Here is a 19,304-nt window from a genome sequence, read left to right on the forward strand (position 1 = left end):
GGGCGAAAGCTGAACCATGGCAGGAACGCACGCGCCGCGCATGGCGATCATCGACATCGGCTCGAACTCGGTCCGGCTGGTCGTCTATCAGGGGCCGCCGCGCCTGCCGGCGACGCTCTTCAACGAGAAGGTCATGGCGGGCCTCGGGCGCGGTCTGGCCGCGACTGGTGCGATCGATCCGGTTGCGCTCGGCAAGGCACAGGTGGCGCTCGCCCGGTTCGCCAGTCTTGCGCGCGAAATGGGTGTGGCGACGCTGCGCACCGTGGCGACCGCGGCGGTGCGCGATGCGGCCAATGGCGGAGAGCTGATTGCCTGCGCCGAATCGCTGGGCCTTGAGGTCGAACTGCTATCGGGCGAGCAGGAAGCCAAGGGGGCGGGGGAGGGCGTGTTGTCGGCCATCCCCGACGCCGATGGCATTGTCGGCGATCTGGGCGGCGGCAGCCTGGAGCTGGTGCGCGTCCGTGACGGCGAGGTCGAGGATCGGGTGTCCTTTCCGCTGGGCGTGTTGCGCATCCCGGCGCTGCGCGAACGCGGCGGCAAGACGTTCGAGCGGCATATCGCCCGCCTGATCGAGGAGGCCGGCTGGGAAGGACGCGGCCGGGGCCTGCCCTTCTATCTGGTCGGCGGATCATGGCGCGCGCTGGCGCGGCTGGACATGACGCTGGCCGGCTATCCGTTGCCCATCATCCACCATTATGAGCTGACGCCGACCGACATATTGCGCCTGTCACGCACAATCCCGCACCTCAGCAAGGCACGCCTGCGCGAGGTGAAGGGTCTATCGTCCAGCCGCGCCGCCACGCTGGGCGATGCCACGGCGCTGCTCAGCGTCCTGCTCAAGCATCTGGGTAGCAGCACGACGGTCGTCTCGGCCTATGGCCTGCGCGAAGGCCTGCTCTACGGCGGGTTGGATGCCAAGACGCGCGCGCTCGACCCGCTGATCGTCGCGGCGCGGGAGGAAGGACGGCTGCTTGGCCGCTTCCCCGAACATGGCGATCTGCTCGAAAGATGGACCGCGCCGCTGTTCAATGGTGAGGCGGCGGCCGAGGCACGGCTGCGGCACGCGGCCTGTCTGCTGGCCGATGTCGGCTGGCGCGCCAATCCGGAATTTCGCTCGGAGCGGGGGGTGGAGATCGCGCTGCACGGCAATTGGGTCGGCATCGATGCGGTCGGCCGCGCGATGCTGGCGCAGGCGCTGCACACCAGCCTGGGCGGCGGACTGGACGTACCCGCACCTTTGGCCGAACTGGCGAGCCCGGCGCAGTTGAAGCTGGCGACCAGCTGGGGACTGGCGGTCCGGTTGGGGCAGCGACTGAGCGGAGGACTGGCCGGACCGCTGGAACGGAGCGGACTGGTGCTCGACGAGTCGACGCTCGGCCTGGCGATGCGCGAAGAGGATCGCGGCTTTTACGGCGAAGCGGTGGAGCGCCGCCATGCGGCGCTGGCCACTGCCATGGGGCGGACGCCGATTCGGCTCAGCCGCACTTGATCCTGACGACCCGGCCGGCAGCATCGGTTTCGATGTTCAGCCGGTCGGTGCGATAGTCCATCGTCACCGCATCGCCCGGCGCGATCACGCGGATGGTGCGGGCACCGGTGCGCTTCAACGTCGGTTCCCGCATCGCCTCGGTCCACGGCTTGCCGACCAGGTTGGCCACGCGGGTCTCGCCGCAACCGATCAGGTCGGATACCTCTTCCGGCTTGGGGGTGGCGGTGCAGGCCATGAGCGGCAGCAACGCCGCGATCGTCAACAATCGGATCATGCCGCTTCGTCCTCGGTCCGCACCATCTTCAGCTTGCCGTTTTTGACGACGAAGCCGGTGCGGCCTTCGACCAGATCGAGCGCGTCACGACCGAACTGTTCGAAGCGCCAGCCGTCGAGCACCGCCAGTCCGCTGCGCACGCCCGCCGCCAGCATCTCCAGATCGTCCGAGCGGGCGAGCAGGCGCGGCGCGACGTCGATGTCGCGCGCGCGGATCTTGAGCAGCAGCTTGAGGAGATCGGCGACCAGCGCGCCTTCGCGACCCAGCCCGGGCTTGCGGTCGTCACGCGCGGGCAGCTCGTCGGCGTCGAGCGGGGTCGCCGTCTCCAGCGCATCCATCAGACGTCCGCCAATGTCGTTGCTCGCCCAGGTCGCCGAGAGGCCGCGTACCTTGGCCAGATCGGCCTGCTTGCGCGGCGGATGCCCGGCCAGATCGGCCAGCGTCTCGTCCTTGACGATACGGCCACGCGGCAAGTCCTTCGCCTGGGCCTCCAGCTCGCGCCAGCGCGCCAGAGCCTTCATCCGGCCGAGCATATCGGGCTTGCGCCCCGACACGCGCACCCGCTTCCAGGCCGAGTCCGGATCGTTGGCATAATGTTCGGGATCGGCCAGCCGCTCCATCTCCTGGTCCAGCCACGCGCCGCGCCCGGTCTTGCGCAGCCGCTCCAGCATCCGGGGGAAGATATTTGACAGGTGGGTCACGTCGCCGATCGCATAATCGACCTGCCGCTGGTCGAGCGGACGGCGCGACCAGTCGGTGAAGCGCGCGCCCTTGTCGACCTGGATACCAAGCCAGCTGTCGACCAGATTGGAATAGCCGATCTGCTCGCCCTGACCCAGCGCCATCGCCGCGATCTGCGTGTCGAACAGCGGGTGGGGGGTCTTGCCGGTCAGGTTGTAGATAATCTCGATATCCTGGCCGCCGGCATGGAAGACCTTCAGCACCTCGTCATTGTTGACCAGCAGGTCGAGCAGCGGCGTCATGTCCAGGCCGGGGGCCTTGGGATCGATCGCGGCGGCTTCCTGCGTGTTGGCGATCTGGATCAGGCACAGCTCGGGCCAATAGGTGCTTTCGCGCATGAATTCGGTATCGACCGTGATGAAGTCGGCCTGGGACAGGCGGGCGCAAAGATTGGCGAGCGTGGCGCTGTCGGTAATCAACGGATGGACGTGCATCATCCGCACATAGCGCCGTGCTCGCGCCTTGACAAAGAAGAACACGACCCCGTTACGATCGGATGCGCTTTCTCCGATCCCCGGGTCTGTCGGTACATATTGATTGACAAAACCGGGGTGGGCGGGGAAGCGGCAGCACTTTCATCAGACGTTCGGAAGAATGCCCCCATGCACGCCTATCGTACTCACACCTGCGCCGCGCTGACCGCCGAAGCGGTCGGCCAGACGGTCCGCCTCTCGGGCTGGGTCCATCGCAAGCGCGATCATGGCGGCGTGCTGTTCGTCGATCTGCGCGATCACTACGGCATCACCCAGATCGTCGCCGACAGCGACACGCCCGCGCTCGCCATTCTGGAAAGCGTCCGCGTCGAGTCGGTCGTGACCATCGACGGCGTGGTGAAGGCCCGCTCGGCCGGCACCGTGAATGCCAACCTGGCGACCGGCGAGATCGAGGTGTTCGCGCGCGGCGCGACCGTGCTGTCGGCCGCCGAGGAGTTGCCGATGCCGGTGGCGGGCGAGCAGGAATATCCCGAAGACATTCGCCTGCGCTATCGCTTCCTCGACCTGCGTCGCGACACGCTGCACGCGAACATCGTGCGCCGCACCCAGGTGATCTCGGACATGCGGCGTCGCATGGAGACGGCGGGCTTCACCGAATATTCGACCCCGATCCTGACCGCCTCGTCGCCCGAAGGCGCGCGCGACTTCCTGGTGCCCAGCCGCATCCATCCGGGCAAGTTCTACGCGCTGCCCCAGGCGCCGCAGCAATATAAGCAGCTGCTGATGGTCGCTGGCTTCGACCGTTATTTCCAGATCGCGCCCTGTTTCCGAGACGAAGACCCGCGCGCCGACCGCCTGCCGGGCGAGTTCTATCAGCTCGACCTGGAAATGAGCTTCGTCACCCAGGAAGAGGTGTGGGAGACGATGGAGCCGGTGATCGGCGGCATCTTCGAGAAGTTCGCCGATGGCCGCACCGTCACGCCCGTAGGTGAGTTCCCGCGCATTCCGTACTCGGAGTCGATGCTGAAGTACGGCAACGACAAGCCCGACCTGCGCAACCCGCTGATCATCACCGATGTCTCGGAGCATTTCACGACCTCGGGCTTCGGCCTGTTCGAGAAGATCGTCGGCTCGGGCGGCGTCGTCCGCGCGATCCCGGCGCCCAAGACCGCCGAGAAGAGCCGCAAGTTCTTCGACGAGATGAACGAGTGGGCGCGCGCCGAGGGCCATGCGGGCCTGGGCTATGTCACCCGCAAGGGCGGCGAGTTCGGCGGTCCGATCGCCAAGAACCATGGCACCGAGGGCATGGAGGCGCTCTACGCCGCGCTCGGCCTCGGCCCCGATGACGGCCTGTTCTTCGCGGCGGGCAAGGTCGAGGCTGCGGCCAAGCTGGCCGGGCTCGCGCGTACCCGCGTCGCCGAGCAGCTCGGCCTGATCGAGGAGGGCGCGTTCCGCCTGTGCTGGATCGTCGACTTCCCCTTCTACGAATGGGACGAGGACGAGAAGAAGGTCGAGTTCGCGCACAACCCCTTCTCGATGCCGCAGGGGGGCATGGAGGCGCTGACCTCCGCCGATCCGCTGTCGCTCAAGGCGTATCAATATGATCTGGTCTGCAACGGCTTCGAAATCGCGTCGGGCTCGATCCGCAACCAGAGCCCCGAACTGATGGTCGCCGCGTTCGAGAAGGTCGGCCTGTCCAAGGCGGATGTCGAGGAGCGCTTCGGCGGGCTCTATCGCGCGTTCCAGTACGGCGCCCCGCCGCATGGTGGCATGGCCGCCGGTGTCGACCGTATCGTCATGCTGATCTGCGGTGCGCAGAACCTTCGCGAAATCTCGCTGTTCCCGATGAACCAGCGTGCCGAGGACCTGCTAATGGGCGCGCCCAGCCTGCCCAGCAACAAGCAGATGCGCGAGCTGTCGCTGCGTTCGACCGCGGAAGCGAAGAAGGATGTGGATCAGGTCGTCGCCAGCTCGGCGGGCTGATCCTTTTAACAGGCAACGAAAAGGGCGGGCGCCGGATGCGGCGTCCGCCCTTTTTTTACGTCTCGAGTCCGGGTCGGGGACCCGGACCCGGACCGAGTTCCTTACGCTGCAGCCAGGGCCGGGGCGGCGGGCTTGAACTCGCCATTCTCGTCCATCAGGTGCAGCACGCCATCGGCGATCGCGAAATAGGCGCCGCGCAGCGTCAGCTTGCCCGCATCCTCACGCTTGGTGACGAAGGGGAAGGTGCGCAGATTGGCGATCGAGGTGCGGACCGACTCCAGCTCCATCTCACGCATCGCGTCGGCATCGGCGGCGTCACCATGCTTGGCGATGACCTTTTCGCGCGCATCGTCGAGCAGGCTCACCCAGTCAGAGACGAAGCCGCCTTCACCCTGCGGCGCATGGGCAAAGCCCTGCGTCAAAGCGGCCTTGCAGCCGCCACAGGCGCCGTGACCCATGACGACGACGTCGGTCACTTCCAGCTGCGTCACCGCGAATTCCAGAGCGGCCGACACACCGTGATGACCGCCACCGGTCTCGAACGGGGGGACCAGGTTGGCGACGTTGCGGACGACGAAGATTTCGCCGGGCAGCGTGTCGAAAATCTGCGCCGGGTCGACGCGGCTGTCCGAGCACGCGATGACCATGACCTTGGGGCTCTGCCCTTCCTTCAACTCGGCCCAGCGGTCGCGCTGGCGACGCCAATCGGACGTCCGAAAGCGCTGATAGCCATCCACGAGGTCGTTAAAGTCGGTCATTGCTCTCTCTTATCCAGTTATGGAAACGGCGTTGTAACGCTGGAACCGGACAGGGCCATGTCGGTTCCATATCAAAGTATGTCCGGCGCGTGCGGACGGGACATCGGCAGGCATTGTGTCCGGCCCGGTGCGTCGCTATTTCGCAACCCATGAACGAGTTGACACCGTTGGCCGCGCCGGTGCGCGCACGCAAGCCCGATTGGATTCGCGTCAAGGCGCCGACGAGCGCGGGCTTCGCCGCCACGCGCGAACTGATGCGCGCGAAGAGCCTGACGACCGTGTGCGAAGAGGCCGCATGCCCCAACATCGGCGAATGCTGGTCGAAGAAGCATGCGACCGTCATGATCCTGGGCGACACCTGCACCCGCGCCTGCGCCTTCTGCAACGTCAAGACCGGCATGCCGCGCAAGGTCGATGCGATGGAGCCGCAGAACGTCGCCGACGCCGCCGCGCAGATGGGGCTCAACCATATCGTCGTCACCTCGGTCGATCGCGACGACTTGCCCGATGGCGGCGCGTCGCAATTCGTGAAGGTGATCCAGGCGCTGCGCCGGACCACCCCGAACACGACGATCGAAATCCTGACGCCGGATTTCCGCAACAAGGCGCAGGCCGCGATCGAGTCGATCGTCGAGGCGCGCCCGGACGTCTATAACCATAACCTAGAGACGGTGCCCCGGCTCTATCCGACGATCCGCCCCGGCGCGCGCTATTATGCGTCGCTGCGCCTGCTCGAAAGCGTGAAGCGGCACGATCCGTCGATCTTCACCAAGTCGGGCATCATGCTGGGCCTGGGCGAAGAGCGGCTGGAGGTCCATCAGGTGATGGACGACATGCGCTCGGCCGACATCGATTTCCTGACCATGGGCCAGTATCTCCAGCCGACGCCGCGCCACGCCAAGGTCGCCGAGTTCGTCACGCCCAAGGCGTTCGACGCCTATGCCGCGATCGCGCGGGCCAAGGGGTTCCTGCTCGTCGCCAGCTCACCGCTGACCCGCTCCAGCTATCATGCCGGCGACGATTTTGAGCGGCTGCGTGCCGCGCGTGAGGCGAAGCTGGCGACCGCGCGCTGATGCCCAAACATAGCGAGACACGGCATCTGCCCTATACGCCGGAGCAGATGTTCGATCTGGTCGCCGACGTCGCCCGCTACCCGGAGTTCCTGCCCTGGGTGTCGGCGATGCGTGTGCGCTCGAATTCCGACACCGAGACGGTCGCAGACATGATCGTCGGCTTCAAGGGGTTGCGCGAGACCTTCACCAGCCGGGTCACCAAGACCCGGCCGGAGGCGATTGACGTCGAATATCTCGACGGGCCTTTGAAGTATCTGCGCAACAACTGGCGCTTCCGTCCCGAGGAACAGGGATGCGCGGTCGACTTCACCGTCGACTTCGCGTTCAAGAACCGGGTGTTCGAGATGCTGGCGGGGCAGGTGTTCGGCACCGCGCTACGCCGCATGATCGGCGCGTTCGAGGACCGCGCCGCCAAGCTTTACGGCAAGAGCAGTCCCAGCGCCAACAGCGCCGCCTGAAGCCGGATGCCGCCCCGGCCGATGTCGCCGAATTCGTGACGCTCGGCCTTGATGTCCTCGGGGTCGCCGCCGCGTAGCGCCTGGGCGAAGACGACCGTCCCGACCGGCTTCTTCGGAGTGCCGCCACCCGGGCCGGCGACCCCGGTGATCGCGACGGCGATGTCCGCCTCGCTCGCCGCCAGCGCCCCCTGCGCCATCGCCCAGGCGGTCGCGGTGGAGACGGCGCCGAAGGTTTCGATCAGCTCGGAATTCACCTTCAACAGGTCGATCTTCGCCTTGTTGGAATAGGTGACGAAGCCGGCCTCGACGACATCCGACGATCCGGGAATCTCGGTCAGCGCGGCCGACACCAGTCCCCCGGTGCAGCTTTCGGCCAGCGCGACACGGCGGCCGATGGCGCGGTTGGCGGTGACCACGCGCTCGGCGAGCGCGATCAGGTCATTGGGAAGTAGCACGTCCATCAGCGGGTTCCGATCGGGCAAAGCGGCAGGTCGGGCACGGCCACCTGCCGGCCGCGCGCCTTCTCGCTTTTCAGATATTGAAGCGCGGTGACGACCACCGACGCCATGTTGCGCGGGGGCAGGGGGGCAAGCTGCGTCGCCAGCCGGTCGATCACGCCGCAATCCTCCAGCCCGATCCGCCCGACGATGAACGGCACCAAGAGCGAGGTCAGCAGCGGCCGGGCGAAATCAGATTGCAGCAGCGTGTCGACCGTCGGGTCGGACAGCTTGACGATCGCCGCCCGCGCCGCCGGCCAGGCCTGTTCGGCGGCCGTTTCATATTTCGCGATCAGCGTGCCGTTGCCACGGATCAGGCTGTTCGCGGGCAGGCGCGCGGCACACACCCGGCCGGTCTCACGCAGAATGTCGGGCATCGCGACCAGCGTCATTGCCTCGGCCTCGGGTGCGGTGATGCAGGCGCGCTGCTGCGCCATCGCGGCTTCGGGCGCGGCCAGGCCGATCAGCGCCAGCGCGAGACCCAGCCGCTTCATGCCTGCGCTCCACCCGGCAGGCGCACCGTCGCCACTGCCTGGGTCGCGATGCCTTCGCCGCGTCCGGTAAAACCCAGCCGTTCGGTCGTCGTCGCCTTCAGGCTGACGCGGCTCTGGTCGATCTGGAGCAGATCGGCGATACGCGCGACCATGGCGGCGCGGTGCGGGCCAATCTTGGGCGCTTCGCAGATGATGGTCAGGTCGACGAAATCGATCCGCCCGCCCTTTTCGGCGATCAGCTTGGCGGCGTGTTGCAGGAACTGGCCCGACTCGGCGCCCTTCCATTGCGGATCGCTCGGCGGAAAATGCGTACCGATGTCACCTGCGGCAATGGTGCCCAGCAGCGCGTCGGTCAGCGCATGGAGCGCGACATCGGCGTCGCTATGCCCCGACAGGCCCTGATGATGCGGGATCAAGACGCCGCCGAGCCATAGTTCCTCGCCATCCTCCAGCCGGTGCACGTCGAACCCCATGGCGGTGCGGGTTTCCCATGCCAGTCGCATGTCGGCGCCGGCCATGTCGTCGGGATAGGTGATCTTTTCGAGCATGGCATCGCCCTGCACCAAAGCGACGCGCCCGCCAAGCCGTCGCACCATCTGCGCGTCGTCCGTGGCTTCCGCTTCGGCGGGCCAGGCGGCATGGGCGGCGATGACGGCCTGCATATGAAAGCCCTGCGGCGTCTGCACGCGAACCACGCCGTCACGCGGCACGATCTCCCCCAGCACGTCCTCCGTGTTGCGCGCCAGCGTGTCCGCCACCGCGAGCACCGGCATGGCCCCATCCGCCGACGCCAGGCCCGCGAGCACCCGGTCGATGACGTCATGCGACAGGAATGGACGCGCGGCGTCATGGATCAGGACCTTGGTCACGCCCTCCAGCGCCAGTTGGCGAAGTCCCTTGGCCACCGACTCACGGCGGCTGGCACCGCCGGTTGCGACCTGTGCGTCGGGCAGCAGGGATCGGGCGACATCGATCTGATCCGCCGCCACCATCGTCAGCACGGTCGATATGGCCGGATGGGTGTACAACGCTTCATGGCTCCAGGCCAGCATCGGACGCCCGCCCAGATCGCGGAACTGCTTCGGCACGCCGCCGCCCATGCGGGTGCCGCCACCCGCTGCGACGATCAGGGCGGCGATCTTTTCCATCTGGCTCATGCGCTCCGCCTAGCGACTTTTGGCCGGGGTCGGCAACATTGCCTTTTCCGGCGATTCGGACTAAATGGCTGCTCATTTTTCAGGCAGTTTTATGCGTAACCTCGCTCCTATCCAGGTCGGTCCGGTGACGATCGACAGCCCCGTCGTCCTGGCGCCGATGACCGGCGTGACCGACATGCCGTTCCGCACGCTCGTCCGCCGCTATGGTTCCGGTCTCAACGTCACCGAGATGATCGCCAGCCAGGCGGCGATCCGCGAGACGCGCCAGTCGATCCAGAAGGCCGCCTGGCATCCGCTGGAGGAGCCGGTGTCGATGCAACTGGTCGGCTGCACCCCCTATGAAATGGGTGAGGCGGCGAAGCTGAACGCCGATCGCGGTGCGGCGATCATCGACATCAACATGGGCTGCCCGGTGCGCAAGGTGGTCAATGGCGACGCCGGCTCCGCGCTGATGCGCGACCTGAAGCTGGCCTCCGCCATCATCGAGGCGACGGTGAAGGCCGTGGATGTGCCTGTCACGTTGAAGATGCGGATGGGCTGGTGCCATGACAGCCTGAACGCCCCCGAATTGTCGCGCATCGCCGAAGACATCGGGGTCAAGATGATTACCGTCCATGGCCGTACCCGCAATCAGATGTACAAGGGCTCGGCCGACTGGGCGTTCATCCGCAACGTCAAGGATGCGGTCAGCATCCCCGTCATCGCCAATGGCGACATTTGCTCGCTCGACGATGCCGATGCGGCGCTGGACCAGTCGGGCGCGGACGGGGTGATGATCGGGCGCGGCGCCTATGGCCGGCCCTGGCTGCTGGGGCAGGTGATGCACTGGTTCGCCACCGGCGAGCGGCTGGACGATCCGACGCTCGAAGAACAATATCGCGCGGTCGCAGAACATTATGACGCAATGCTCGACCATTATGGCACCGAGACCGGCGTTAATATGGCGCGCAAGCATATCGGCTGGTACACGCGCGGCCTGCACGGCTCGGCCGAGTTCCGCAACACGGTGAACAAGGAGCCGAACGCGGATCGCGTCAAGGCGATGCTGTACGACTTCTACATGCCGCAGATCGAGCTTGCCGCTGCCGCCTGAGCCTGCGCGCCACGGCCGACCCGGCTTCGCGGCGCTGTTCGCCGCCTTGCCGGTCGCCGTGGTCGTGGTCGATCCCGACGATCGCATCGTCCATGCCAATGGCCTGGCCGAGCAGTTGCTCAACCTGTCTGAGCGGCTGATGATCGGCCAGCCCTTGGACGCCATCCTGCCCCCGCCCGAGGCGCCGCGCAGCCGCGATGGCCATGGCTTTGCGGTCTATGACACGGTCATCGCGACGCCGCATGGGCCGAAGATCCGCGTCGATTTCGTCGAGGCGCAGATTCCCGACCATCCCGGCTGGAGAGCGATCACGCTGCACAGCGCGGGACCATCGCGCCGGCTGGGCCATGCCTCAGACCGGGGGGCGGGTGCCCGCGCAGCGGTGGGGGCGGCGGCCATGCTGGCGCATGAGATCAAGAACCCGCTGTCGGGCATCCGGGGCGCCGCCCAGCTTCTCAATGGCGGCGAGTTGACCACCCTGATCACCACCGAGGTCGACCGGATCGCCGCACTGATCGACCGGATGCAGGACTTTAGCGACACGCGGCCGTTGCCGCTGGCCGCCGAGAATATCTACCCCTTGCTCGCCCATGCGCGCGGCGTGGCGCTCGCCGGTTTCGCGCGCGGGATCGAGATCGAGGAGCGTTTCGACCCCTCGCTCCCCCCGGCTTGGATCAATCGCGACGCGCTGCTCCAGATTGTCATCAACCTGCTGAAGAACGCGCGCGAGGCGGTGCGCCAGGAGCGTACTCCGCGTATCGTCCTGACCACCGCCTATCGCCATGGCATGTCGGTCAGCATCGGCGGGGGGCAGGAGCGGCTGCCGCTGCCGATCGAGATTTGCATCATCGACAATGGTCCGGGTGCACCGCCCGACATCGTCGATCATCTATTCGACCCGTTCGTCTCCGGTCGTCGCGAGGGGCAGGGGCTCGGCCTTGCGCTCGTCGACAAGCTGGCGCGCGACATGAACGGGATCATCCAATATGCCAGGGAAGGTTCGCCCGAAATGACCGTGCTGCGTCTGCTGCTGCCCAGGGCCCGCGCATGAGCCATGTCCTGGTCGTCGACGACGACGCCGCCATCCGCACCGTCGTCGGACAGGCGCTGCGCCGCGCCGGTCATGAGGTCACCGTGGTCGAGACGCTGGCGCGGCTGGACCGCCTGCTCGCGAGCGGCGCACCCGATGTGCTGGTCACCGATGTCATCCTGCCCGATGGCGATGGGATCGACCATATCCGGGGAGTGGCCGAACGCTTTCCCGCGCTGCCGATCATCATCCTGTCGGCGCAGAACACCCTGACGACGGCGGTGAGAGCGGCGGAAGTGGGTGCCTATGAATATCTGCCCAAGCCGTTCGACCTCGACGCCCTGACCAATGCGGTCGCCGGCGCGCTGGCGCGGGGTGGCGTGCTGGTCGAGGACGGCTTGGGCGAGGACGACCGCGCCCTGCCGCTGATCGGCCGGTCGCAGGCGATGCAGAGCGTGTACCGCGTCATCGCGCGCGTGGTCGCGACCGACCTGACCGTGCTCATCTCCGGCGAGTCGGGCACCGGCAAGGAGCTGGTGGCGCGCGCGATCCACGATCTGGGGCCGAGGCGCTCGGCACCCTTTGTCGCGATCAACATGGCGGCGATCCCGCGCGAACTGATCGAGGCCGAGCTGTTCGGCCATGAACGCGGTGCCTTCACCGGCGCGGCGCAGCGCAATGCCGGCCGCTTCGAACAGGCCTCGGGCGGCACGCTGTTTCTCGACGAGATCGGCGACATGCCGATGGAGGCGCAGACCCGCCTGCTCCGCGTGCTCCAGTCGGGCGAATTCACGACGGTCGGTGGAGCGCGGACGATCCGGACCGATGTGCGCATCGTCGCCGCCACCAATCGCGACTTGAGCCAGCAGGTGGCGTCGGGCCAGTTTCGCGAAGACCTTTTCTACCGGCTGAACGTCGTGCCGATCGCGCTGCCCGCGCTTCGCGAGCGACGGCAGGATATTCCGCTGCTCGCCCGGCACTTCCTAGAGAATGCCGCTGCACAGGGTCTGCCCCGGCGCAAGATCGACGCACAGGCGCTCGACGTGCTGGTCGTCCACGATTGGCCGGGCAATGTCCGCGAGCTGGAAAATCTGATGCGTCGGCTCGCGGTGCTGGCGCGTGACGAAGTGATCGACGCCGAAGCGGTCCGGACGATGCTGGGCGAAGCCGCGCTGAGCGGGGCGACGGCGGGGGGCGGCCGGGCGGCGGTGCCGGATCTGGCGGCCGCGGTCCGAAGCTATCTGGCGCGGCTGGCGGTCGAACGGCCCGGCCTGCTGGATGACGGGACCCTCTATGACCGGGTCATCGGCGAGGTTGAGCGCCCCTTGATCGAAGCGATGCTCGCCCGCCACGGCGGCAATCAATTGCGGACCGCACGCGCCATGGGCATCAATCGCAATACGCTGCGCAAAAGGCTCGACAGTCTGAACATTTCGACGTCCGGCGACGATGAAGGGGCCGATCCGGCCGCGTGATTTTTATGGATTGTGGCTTGCAGGTCACGCTCCACGTTGTACGATTGCAACGATGTTGGCCTTTCTGAAGCCTGCTGATTTCGATGAGACGCCGCGGTCACGCTTCGCGGTGACCCCGGCAATTGAGATCGCGGTCATCATTGGCGCATTGACGATCGCCATCGGCACCTACGCCTATATCGCCAGCCGGCATGAGGCGCAGGGCCTGATCGCTCCCCCGGTCATGGCCGGCCTGCTCGCCCTCAACCTTGTGCCGGGCGTCCTTCTGCTCATGCTGCTTGGTCGGCGCGTGGCGAAGCGGCGCGCGGCCCAGTCCGCCGTTGGTGGGGGCGGGCGGCTTCATGTCAGGCTGGTCGCGCTATTTTCGCTGACCGCCAGCGTGCCGATCCTGCTGACCGTCGTGACGGCGTCGGTCCTGTTCCAGGATTCGGCCGAATTCTGGATTTCGGACCGCGCGCGCAAGGCCTTTGGCGATGCGATGAACATCGCGCGCCAGTCGCAGCAACAGATCATCGATCGCTGGGTGAAGACGGCGGACGCGATGTCCGGCGACCTCAGTAACAGCCTGCCCGCCCTGCGCGAGGACCGCGAGGCGTTTCATGCCTATTTCGGGCAACAGACGCTGGTACGCGAACTGGAGGAGGCGGTGCTCTTCTCCTATGACCCGAAACAGGGTTTCAAATTCTACGACTATATTCTGCCACCGGCCGATTCGACGTTCCGCGAGTTGGTCAGCCCCGACATGATCCAGCAGGCGATGCGGACCAACCGGCCAGAGGTCGGCATCAACGAGCAACGCGTCTGGGTCGTCCGCCCCTTGCCGAACGGCAACGGCATCATGCTGTATGTCGGGACAAGTGTGAATGCCAAGTTCTTGAGCGGACAGCATTTCGCTGCCGAGGACGTGGTCCAGGACTATCGCGCGTTGCAGGGCCGTGCACGGTCGTTGCAGCTCAAGTTCAACCTCGTCCTCTTCGCCATCGCCATGCTGATCGTCGGCATCGCGGTCTGGATCGCGCTGACCGTGGCGGATCGCCTGGTGCGCCCGGTCGGCGAGCTGGTCGACGCCGCGCGGCGGATTTCCGGTGGCGACCTGACGGCGCGCGTTCCCGATCCCCGGACCCGTGACGAGGTCGGGACGCTGGCCCATGCCTTCAATCAGATGACCGGACAGCTGGAGCAGCAGAATACCGAACTGGTCACCGCCAATGCGCAACTCAACAATCGTCGCGCCCTGATCGAGGCGGTCATGGCCGGTGTCTCGGCCGGTGTCGTCGCGGTCGGGCGGGACCGGTGCGTGCGCATGGCGAATAACTCGGCGGACCTGCTTCTGGGCGCTGACGAGGAAGGGCTGATCGGCCACAAGCTCGGCGAAGTGGCCCCAGAACTTGACGAGCTGCTCGACCAGGGCCGGCGCGAGGCGACGGTGCAGGTGGCGCTCCACGGTGACATGCGGACGCTGGCGGTGCGGATCGCCCAGACCGCTGATGGCCCGATCCTGACCTTCGACGACATCACCCAGCAGTTGCTCGATCAGAGGCGCGCGGCCTGGTCCGACGTCGCCCGGCGTATCGCGCATGAAATCAAGAACCCGCTGACGCCGATCCAGCTCGCGGCCGAGCGCCTGCAACGGCGCTATGGCAAGGTCATCGATCCGCAGGACGAGACCTTCGGGCGCCTGACCGAGACGATCGTTCGCCAGGTCGGCGACCTGCGGCGGATGGTCGACGAATTCTCCTCCTTCGCGCGCATGCCCAAGCCCGTCTTCCGCGAAGAGGCGATCGCCGACATTTGCGCCCAGGCGATGTTCCTGCACGAGGTCGCGCACCCCGAGATCGCGTTCGAGCTGGAGCAGGACGATCCCGTCCCCTCGCTGGTCTGCGATCGGCGGCAGATGAGCCAGGCGCTGACCAACATCGTCAAGAACGCGGTCGAGGCGATCGAGGCGCGGCCCGAAGGTGCGAAGGGGGGCAAGGTCGCGATGACGGTCGGCCAGCAGGCGAGCATGGTGACGATCACCGTGACCGACAACGGCATCGGCCTGCCGCCCGAGCGCGACCGCATCATCGAACCCTATATGACGACGCGCGCGCGGGGCACGGGGTTGGGCCTCGCCATCGTCAACAAGATCATCGAGGAACATGCCGGCACGATCGGCTTTTCCGACAATCCGACTGGCGGCACGATCGTGTCGATGATGTTCGATGCCGGCGCCCTGGCGGCGCTGGACCAGGGGGGCGCCGAACCTGAGCTGGCCGGGGAGGGCCAGCTCACCGCTTTGACTCGTACCCGGACGTAAAAGATCATGGCTTTGGACATTCTCGTCGTCGACGACGAACTCGATATTCGCGAACTGGTCGCGGGCGTGCTGGAGGACGAAGGCTATGACGCCCGGGTCGCGGCCGATAGCGACTCGGCGCTCGAAGCCGTTGCGGTCCGGCGGCCGTCGCTCGTCCTGCTCGATGTCTGGTTGCAGGGGTCGAAGCTCGACGGGCTGGAGCTGCTCGATGAGATCAAGCGGCGCGATCCGTCGATCCCGGTGCTGGTCATCTCCGGCCATGGCAATCTCGACACTGCCGTCGCGGCGATCCGCAAGGGTGCGGCGGACTTTATCGAAAAGCCGTTCGAGGCCGAACGCCTGCTGCTGATGGTCGCCCGCGCGACCGAGACCGAGCGGTTGCGGCGCGAGAACGCCTCGCTGCGGGCGAGCGCGGGGCGCGAGACCGACCTGACCGGATCGTCCAATGCGATCAACGGCATCCGCGCGACGCTGAAGCGGGTCGCGGCGACCGGCAGCCGGGTGCTGATCATGGGCGCGGCCGGTGTCGGCAAGGAAGTCGCGGCGCGGCTTCTCCACGGGTGGAGCAATCGCGCCGATGCGCCCTTCGTCGTGGTCAGCGCCGCGCGCATGACGCCCGAGCGGGTCGAGGAGGAATTGTTCGGTGTCGAGGAAGGCGGCGACCTCGTCCGTACCGGCCTGCTGGAGCAGGCGCATGGCGGTACGCTGTTCCTTGACGAGATCGCGGACATGCCGATCGCGACCCAGGCACGTATCCTGCGTGTCCTGACCGACCAGAGCTTCACCCGCGTCGGCGGCACTCGCGTGGTCAAGGTCGACGTCCGCGTCGTCTCGGCGACCGCGCGCGACCTGACCCAGGAGATCGCCGAGGGCCGGTTCCGCGAGGATCTGTATTATCGGCTGAACGTGGTGCCAGTGACGATCCCGTCGCTGGCCGAGCGGCGCGAGGACATACCGGCGCTGGTCGAGCATTTCATGGCGCATTATGCGGTGGAGCGCCGGGTCCGTACCCCCGAGATCGCCCCCGACGCGATGGTCGCGATGCAATCCTATGACTGGCCGGGCAATGTCCGCCAGTTGCGCAATGTCGTCGAGCGGACGATCATCCTGGCGCCGGGCGATCGGATCGGCCGGATCGACCTCGACCTGTTGCCGGCCGAAGTGCTGGGCGAGGGCGCCGATATGGGCGGGGGCGGCGCGACCGCCATCATGGGGGCGCCGTTGCGGGAAGCCCGTGAGAGCTTCGAACGCGAATATCTCCGCATCCAGATCCGACGCTTCTCGGGCAACATCTCACGCACCGCCAGCTTCATCGGAATGGAGCGCTCCGCCCTCCACCGCAAGCTGAAGCTGCTGGGGATCAGCGAGACGCGCGAGGAATGATCGCCTGCCCGGCCGCGCGACCTCTGGACGAATGGCCCCCCAATCCATAGATAACGGACGCGTCCGGCGCACGGGCGCGGTTCCGACGCCGGGAAACGGCGCAACTCGCGGGCACGGACCCGCCAAGAACAAGGGCTTTTCCATGGCCGACAAATCGGGTTCGCTGCAGGACCTCTTTCTGAATGCGCTGCGCCGTTCCAAGGCGCCCGTCACGATGTTCCTCGTCAAGGGTGTGAAGCTTCAGGGCATCGTCACCTGGTTCGACAATTTCTCCGTCTTGCTGCGCCGTGATGGCCAGTCCCAGCTGATCTACAAGCATGCCATCTCCACGATCATGCCGTCGGGGCCGCTCGACGTCGCCGCGATCGTCGACGGTATGAACGAACATCAGAAGAAACAGCCGCTGCTCCAGGAAATCTTCCTGAACGCGGTGCGCAAGTCCGAAGACCCCGTCACCATGTTCCTGATCAACGGCGTCATGCTGCAGGGGCAGATTGCGGGCTTCGACCTGTTCTGCATGCTGCTCCAGCGCGAGGGCATGGCGCAGCTCGTCTACAAGCACGCCGTCTCGACCATTCAGCCGGCACGTCCGCTCAACCTGGCGGAAGAACAAGCGGGATCGGCCGAGGATTGAGCACCGGATTTGATCGCGACCGCGGGGAATTCACCCGCGGCGCTCGCACCGTCATCGTCCTGCCCGATCAGGGCGACGCCGCCCGCGATGCCGAGGCGCGGCTGGACGAAACCGCCGGTCTCGCCATGGCGATCGGGTTGGACGTCGTCGAACGGATCGCCCTCAAGGTCCGTTCGCCCAAGCCTGCGACCCTGATCGGCAGCGGTCAGGTGGAGCAGGTCGCACAACAGGTCCGGATGGAGGAAGCGCAGCTCGTAGTGTTCGACGGGTCGCTGACACCGGTCCAGCAGCGCAATCTGGAAACCGCGCTCGAAGCCAAGGTGATCGACCGTACCGGCCTGATCCTCGAAATCTTCGGCGAGCGGGCCGCGACGGCAGAAGGGCGGTTGCAAGTCGAACTGGCGCATCTGGATTACCAGGCCGGCCGTCTCGTGCGCAGCTGGACTCACCTTGAGCGTCAGCGCGGCGGCTTCGGCTTCCTGGGCGGTCCGGGTGAAACCCAGATCGAGGCCGACCGTCGGATGATCCGGGATCGCATGGCGCGGTTGCGTCGTGAACTCGAGCAGGTCAGCCGCACGCGCGGCCTTCACCGCGATCGACGGCAGCGTGCACCTTGGCCGGTAATCGCGCTGGTCGGCTATACCAACGCCGGGAAGTCTACGCTTTTCAATCGCTTGACCGGTGCTCATGTCATGGCGAAAGATTTGCTGTTCGCCACGCTCGACCCGACGCTGCGACAGGTGCAGCTGCCTGGCATCGACAAGGCGATCCTGTCGGACACGGTGGGTTTCGTCTCCGATCTGCCGACGCAGCTGGTGGCCGCGTTCAAGGCGACGTTGGAGGAAGTGGTGTCGGCCGATCTGCTGATCCATGTCCGTGACATCGCCCATCCGGACAGCGAAGCACAGCGCGCCGATGTCGAGGCGGTGCTGACCGAGATCGGCGTCGACCCTGAAACTCCGCGTTTCGAAGCATGGAACAAGATCGACCTGATCGAAGGCGAGCGGCGCGAGGACGTTCTTATCGAAGCCGTGCGTCGACCCAATATCGTTGCCGTATCCGCGATGAGCGGGGAGGGGATTGATGATCTGGTCGAGCAAGTCGCGGCCGCGCTGACATCCGGCCATCGGCGCTATTGGATCACGCTCGACGTCGCGGATGGAGCGGGGGCCGCGTGGCTCCACGCGCATGGCGAGGTGCTGGATCAGGTCATTGAGGGCGACCAGGCGACCTACGAAGTTCGCTTGTCCGAGCCCGATTACGAGCGGTTCAACCGTCGCGGTGCTTGACGCGCTGCCATAGGGCTTCCTTCGCATCGAGGTCGAGCGCAGCGAATCCTTCGCCACCCTCGGCCTCCATCGCGCGAAAGCGGCGTTCGAACTTGCGGTTGCCGGCGCGCAGCGCGGCCTCGGCGTCCACGCCGTGATGCCTCGCCCAATTGACGACGGCGAAAAGCAGGTCGCCGAATTCCTCCTCCAGCGTGTCGGGATCGGCCTCGGCGATCTCCTGCAATTCCTCGTCGATCTTGGCGCGCGAGCCGCTCGGGTCGGGCCAGTCGAAGCCCACGCGGGCTGCCCGCTTTTGCAGCTTTTCCGCCCGCATCAGCGCCGGCAGGCCGAGCGCCACGCCATCAAGCGTCCCGCCGGCCGCCTTGGCGCGGCGTTCCTCGGCCTTGATCTGCTCCCACAGATGATGGCCGCCCTCGGCGGTGTCGCCGAAAATGTGCGGATGACGTCGCTCCATCTTGTCGCTGATCGCGGTGACCACGTCGGCGAACGTGAAATGCCCGGTGTCTTCAGCGATTTGCGCGTGAAAGACGACCTGTAATAGCAAGTCGCCGAGTTCGTCCTTCAGCTCCGCCATATCGCCGCGTGCGATCGCGTCCGCGACCTCGTGCGCTTCCTCGATAGTGTAGGGCGCAATGCTCTCGAAGCTTTGGGCGACATCCCATTCACAACCCGTGGCGGGATCGCGAAGTCGCTTCATGATAGTGAGCAGACGCTCCATCGCTTGTTTTCCTTGCTGCACATGG

General features: G+C 66.4%; 18 protein-coding genes. 11 read left to right on the top strand and 7 right to left on the bottom strand.

The window, feature by feature from the left end; genetic code table 11:
* Positions 1-16: 16 nt before the first annotated feature.
* Positions 17-1,489 carry a Ppx/GppA phosphatase family protein gene (locus ACQHGV_RS06960; RefSeq protein WP_440979929.1) on the top strand — a complete coding sequence of 491 codons (1,473 nt, stop codon included), beginning with the start codon at positions 17-19 and terminating at the stop codon, positions 1,487-1,489.
* Here the strand turns inward: ACQHGV_RS06960 and ACQHGV_RS06965 are convergent.
* Together ACQHGV_RS06965 and rnd are read right to left on the bottom strand one after the other, a co-directional pair.
* Complete coding sequence (locus tag ACQHGV_RS06965) at positions 1,476-1,763, bottom strand: I78 family peptidase inhibitor (RefSeq protein WP_440979930.1); 288 nt, start codon at positions 1,761-1,763, stop codon at positions 1,476-1,478. The genes ACQHGV_RS06960 and ACQHGV_RS06965 overlap by 14 nt on opposite strands.
* Entirely contained in the window at positions 1,760-2,938 is a 1,179-nt protein-coding gene (gene rnd / locus ACQHGV_RS06970) for a ribonuclease D (RefSeq protein WP_440980160.1), read from the bottom strand. The genes ACQHGV_RS06965 and rnd overlap by 4 nt, the downstream gene beginning before the upstream one ends.
* A 168-nt stretch (positions 2,939-3,106) precedes the next feature.
* Between rnd and aspS the strand changes: the two genes are divergently transcribed.
* Positions 3,107-4,921: an aspartate--tRNA ligase gene (gene aspS / locus ACQHGV_RS06975; protein WP_440979931.1), complete on the top strand. Its 1,815-nt coding sequence runs from the start codon at positions 3,107-3,109 to the stop codon at positions 4,919-4,921.
* Between the two features lie 101 nt (positions 4,922-5,022).
* On the opposite strand, the gene ACQHGV_RS06980 is transcribed toward aspS, so the two are convergent.
* The gene (locus ACQHGV_RS06980; RefSeq protein WP_440979932.1) at positions 5,023-5,679 is read right to left on the bottom strand and encodes a carbonic anhydrase; all 657 of its coding nucleotides are present in this window, start codon (positions 5,677-5,679) and stop codon (positions 5,023-5,025) included.
* A gap of 149 nt (positions 5,680-5,828) precedes the next feature.
* On the opposite strand from ACQHGV_RS06980, the gene lipA reads away from it, so the two are divergent.
* Positions 5,829-6,752 carry a lipoyl synthase gene (gene lipA, locus ACQHGV_RS06985; protein ID WP_183950836.1) on the top strand — a complete coding sequence of 308 codons (924 nt, stop codon included), beginning with the start codon at positions 5,829-5,831 and terminating at the stop codon, positions 6,750-6,752.
* A complete protein-coding gene (locus ACQHGV_RS06990; protein WP_440979933.1) occupies positions 6,752-7,210 on the top strand; it encodes a type II toxin-antitoxin system RatA family toxin in 459 nt (152 codons plus the stop codon). The genes lipA and ACQHGV_RS06990 overlap by 1 nt, the downstream gene beginning before the upstream one ends.
* Here the strand turns inward: ACQHGV_RS06990 and ACQHGV_RS06995 are convergent.
* From ACQHGV_RS06995 to ACQHGV_RS07005, 3 genes are read right to left on the bottom strand one after another with little or no spacing between them, the layout of a single operon-like run.
* Positions 7,171-7,671 carry a CinA family protein gene (locus ACQHGV_RS06995; RefSeq protein WP_183950838.1) on the bottom strand — a complete coding sequence of 167 codons (501 nt, stop codon included), beginning with the start codon at positions 7,669-7,671 and terminating at the stop codon, positions 7,171-7,173. The two genes, ACQHGV_RS06990 and ACQHGV_RS06995, sit on opposite strands and share 40 nt — an antisense overlap.
* A complete protein-coding gene (locus ACQHGV_RS07000) occupies positions 7,671-8,201 on the bottom strand; it encodes a hypothetical protein (protein ID WP_440979934.1) in 531 nt (176 codons plus the stop codon). The genes ACQHGV_RS06995 and ACQHGV_RS07000 overlap by 1 nt, the downstream gene beginning before the upstream one ends.
* Positions 8,198-9,358, bottom strand: a complete 1,161-nt coding sequence (locus ACQHGV_RS07005; RefSeq protein ID WP_440979935.1) for a bifunctional 2-C-methyl-D-erythritol 4-phosphate cytidylyltransferase/2-C-methyl-D-erythritol 2,4-cyclodiphosphate synthase — start codon at positions 9,356-9,358, stop codon at positions 8,198-8,200. The genes ACQHGV_RS07000 and ACQHGV_RS07005 overlap by 4 nt, the downstream gene beginning before the upstream one ends.
* 91 nt (positions 9,359-9,449) lie before the next feature.
* On the opposite strand from ACQHGV_RS07005, the gene dusB reads away from it, so the two are divergent.
* The 7 genes from dusB to hflX all read left to right on the top strand — a co-directional run bounded on the left by dusB (position 9,450) and on the right by hflX (position 18,561).
* Entirely contained in the window at positions 9,450-10,451 is a 1,002-nt protein-coding gene (gene dusB, locus ACQHGV_RS07010; protein ID WP_409786951.1) for a tRNA dihydrouridine synthase DusB, read from the top strand.
* Positions 10,435-11,502: a two-component system sensor histidine kinase NtrB gene (locus ACQHGV_RS07015; RefSeq protein WP_440979936.1), complete on the top strand. Its 1,068-nt coding sequence runs from the start codon at positions 10,435-10,437 to the stop codon at positions 11,500-11,502. The genes dusB and ACQHGV_RS07015 overlap by 17 nt, the downstream gene beginning before the upstream one ends.
* Complete coding sequence (ntrC, locus tag ACQHGV_RS07020) at positions 11,499-12,956, top strand: nitrogen regulation protein NR(I) (protein WP_440979937.1); 1,458 nt, start codon at positions 11,499-11,501, stop codon at positions 12,954-12,956. Before ACQHGV_RS07015 ends, ntrC begins: the two co-directional genes overlap by 4 nt.
* A 52-nt stretch (positions 12,957-13,008) precedes the next feature.
* The gene (locus tag ACQHGV_RS07025) at positions 13,009-15,255 is read left to right on the top strand and encodes a sensor histidine kinase NtrY-like (RefSeq protein WP_409786954.1); all 2,247 of its coding nucleotides are present in this window, start codon (positions 13,009-13,011) and stop codon (positions 15,253-15,255) included.
* Positions 15,256-15,261: 6 nt separating this feature from the next.
* Positions 15,262-16,638: a nitrogen assimilation response regulator NtrX gene (ntrX, locus tag ACQHGV_RS07030; RefSeq protein ID WP_440979938.1), complete on the top strand. Its 1,377-nt coding sequence runs from the start codon at positions 15,262-15,264 to the stop codon at positions 16,636-16,638.
* A gap of 142 nt (positions 16,639-16,780) precedes the next feature.
* Positions 16,781-17,272: an RNA chaperone Hfq gene (gene hfq, locus ACQHGV_RS07035; RefSeq protein WP_312489535.1), complete on the top strand. Its 492-nt coding sequence runs from the start codon at positions 16,781-16,783 to the stop codon at positions 17,270-17,272.
* Positions 17,269-18,561 (top strand): GTPase HflX, encoded by a 1,293-nt coding sequence (hflX, locus tag ACQHGV_RS07040; RefSeq protein WP_440979939.1) that lies wholly within the window; start codon positions 17,269-17,271, stop codon positions 18,559-18,561. The genes hfq and hflX overlap by 4 nt, the downstream gene beginning before the upstream one ends.
* Here hflX and mazG read toward each other — a convergent pair.
* Positions 18,542-19,279 (bottom strand): nucleoside triphosphate pyrophosphohydrolase, encoded by a 738-nt coding sequence (mazG, locus tag ACQHGV_RS07045; protein WP_440979940.1) that lies wholly within the window; start codon positions 19,277-19,279, stop codon positions 18,542-18,544. The genes hflX and mazG overlap by 20 nt on opposite strands.
* Between the last annotated feature and the right edge of the window lie 25 nt (positions 19,280-19,304).

This window comes from Sphingomonas pseudosanguinis (genome assembly GCF_052056765.1).
Taxonomy (GTDB): domain Bacteria; phylum Pseudomonadota; class Alphaproteobacteria; order Sphingomonadales; family Sphingomonadaceae; genus Sphingomonas; species Sphingomonas pseudosanguinis.

Coding starts and splice junctions, on each gene's coding strand:
- ACQHGV_RS06960 (WP_440979929.1), top strand. CDS start 17: ATGGCAGGAACGCACGCGCCGCGCATGGCGATCATCGACATCGGCTCG.
- ACQHGV_RS06965 (WP_440979930.1), bottom strand. CDS start 1,763: ATGATCCGATTGTTGACGATCGCGGCGTTGCTGCCGCTCATGGCCTGC.
- rnd (WP_440980160.1), bottom strand. CDS start 2,938: ATGCACGTCCATCCGTTGATTACCGACAGCGCCACGCTCGCCAATCTT.
- aspS (WP_440979931.1), top strand. CDS start 3,107: ATGCACGCCTATCGTACTCACACCTGCGCCGCGCTGACCGCCGAAGCG.
- ACQHGV_RS06980 (WP_440979932.1), bottom strand. CDS start 5,679: ATGACCGACTTTAACGACCTCGTGGATGGCTATCAGCGCTTTCGGACG.
- lipA (WP_183950836.1), top strand. CDS start 5,829: ATGAACGAGTTGACACCGTTGGCCGCGCCGGTGCGCGCACGCAAGCCC.
- ACQHGV_RS06990 (WP_440979933.1), top strand. CDS start 6,752: ATGCCCAAACATAGCGAGACACGGCATCTGCCCTATACGCCGGAGCAG.
- ACQHGV_RS06995 (WP_183950838.1), bottom strand. CDS start 7,671: ATGGACGTGCTACTTCCCAATGACCTGATCGCGCTCGCCGAGCGCGTG.
- ACQHGV_RS07000 (WP_440979934.1), bottom strand. CDS start 8,201: ATGAAGCGGCTGGGTCTCGCGCTGGCGCTGATCGGCCTGGCCGCGCCC.
- ACQHGV_RS07005 (WP_440979935.1), bottom strand. CDS start 9,358: ATGAGCCAGATGGAAAAGATCGCCGCCCTGATCGTCGCAGCGGGTGGC.
- dusB (WP_409786951.1), top strand. CDS start 9,450: ATGCGTAACCTCGCTCCTATCCAGGTCGGTCCGGTGACGATCGACAGC.
- ntrC (WP_440979937.1), top strand. CDS start 11,499: ATGAGCCATGTCCTGGTCGTCGACGACGACGCCGCCATCCGCACCGTC.
- ACQHGV_RS07025 (WP_409786954.1), top strand. CDS start 13,009: ATGTTGGCCTTTCTGAAGCCTGCTGATTTCGATGAGACGCCGCGGTCA.
- ntrX (WP_440979938.1), top strand. CDS start 15,262: ATGGCTTTGGACATTCTCGTCGTCGACGACGAACTCGATATTCGCGAA.
- hfq (WP_312489535.1), top strand. CDS start 16,781: ATGGCCGACAAATCGGGTTCGCTGCAGGACCTCTTTCTGAATGCGCTG.
- mazG (WP_440979940.1), bottom strand. CDS start 19,279: ATGGAGCGTCTGCTCACTATCATGAAGCGACTTCGCGATCCCGCCACG.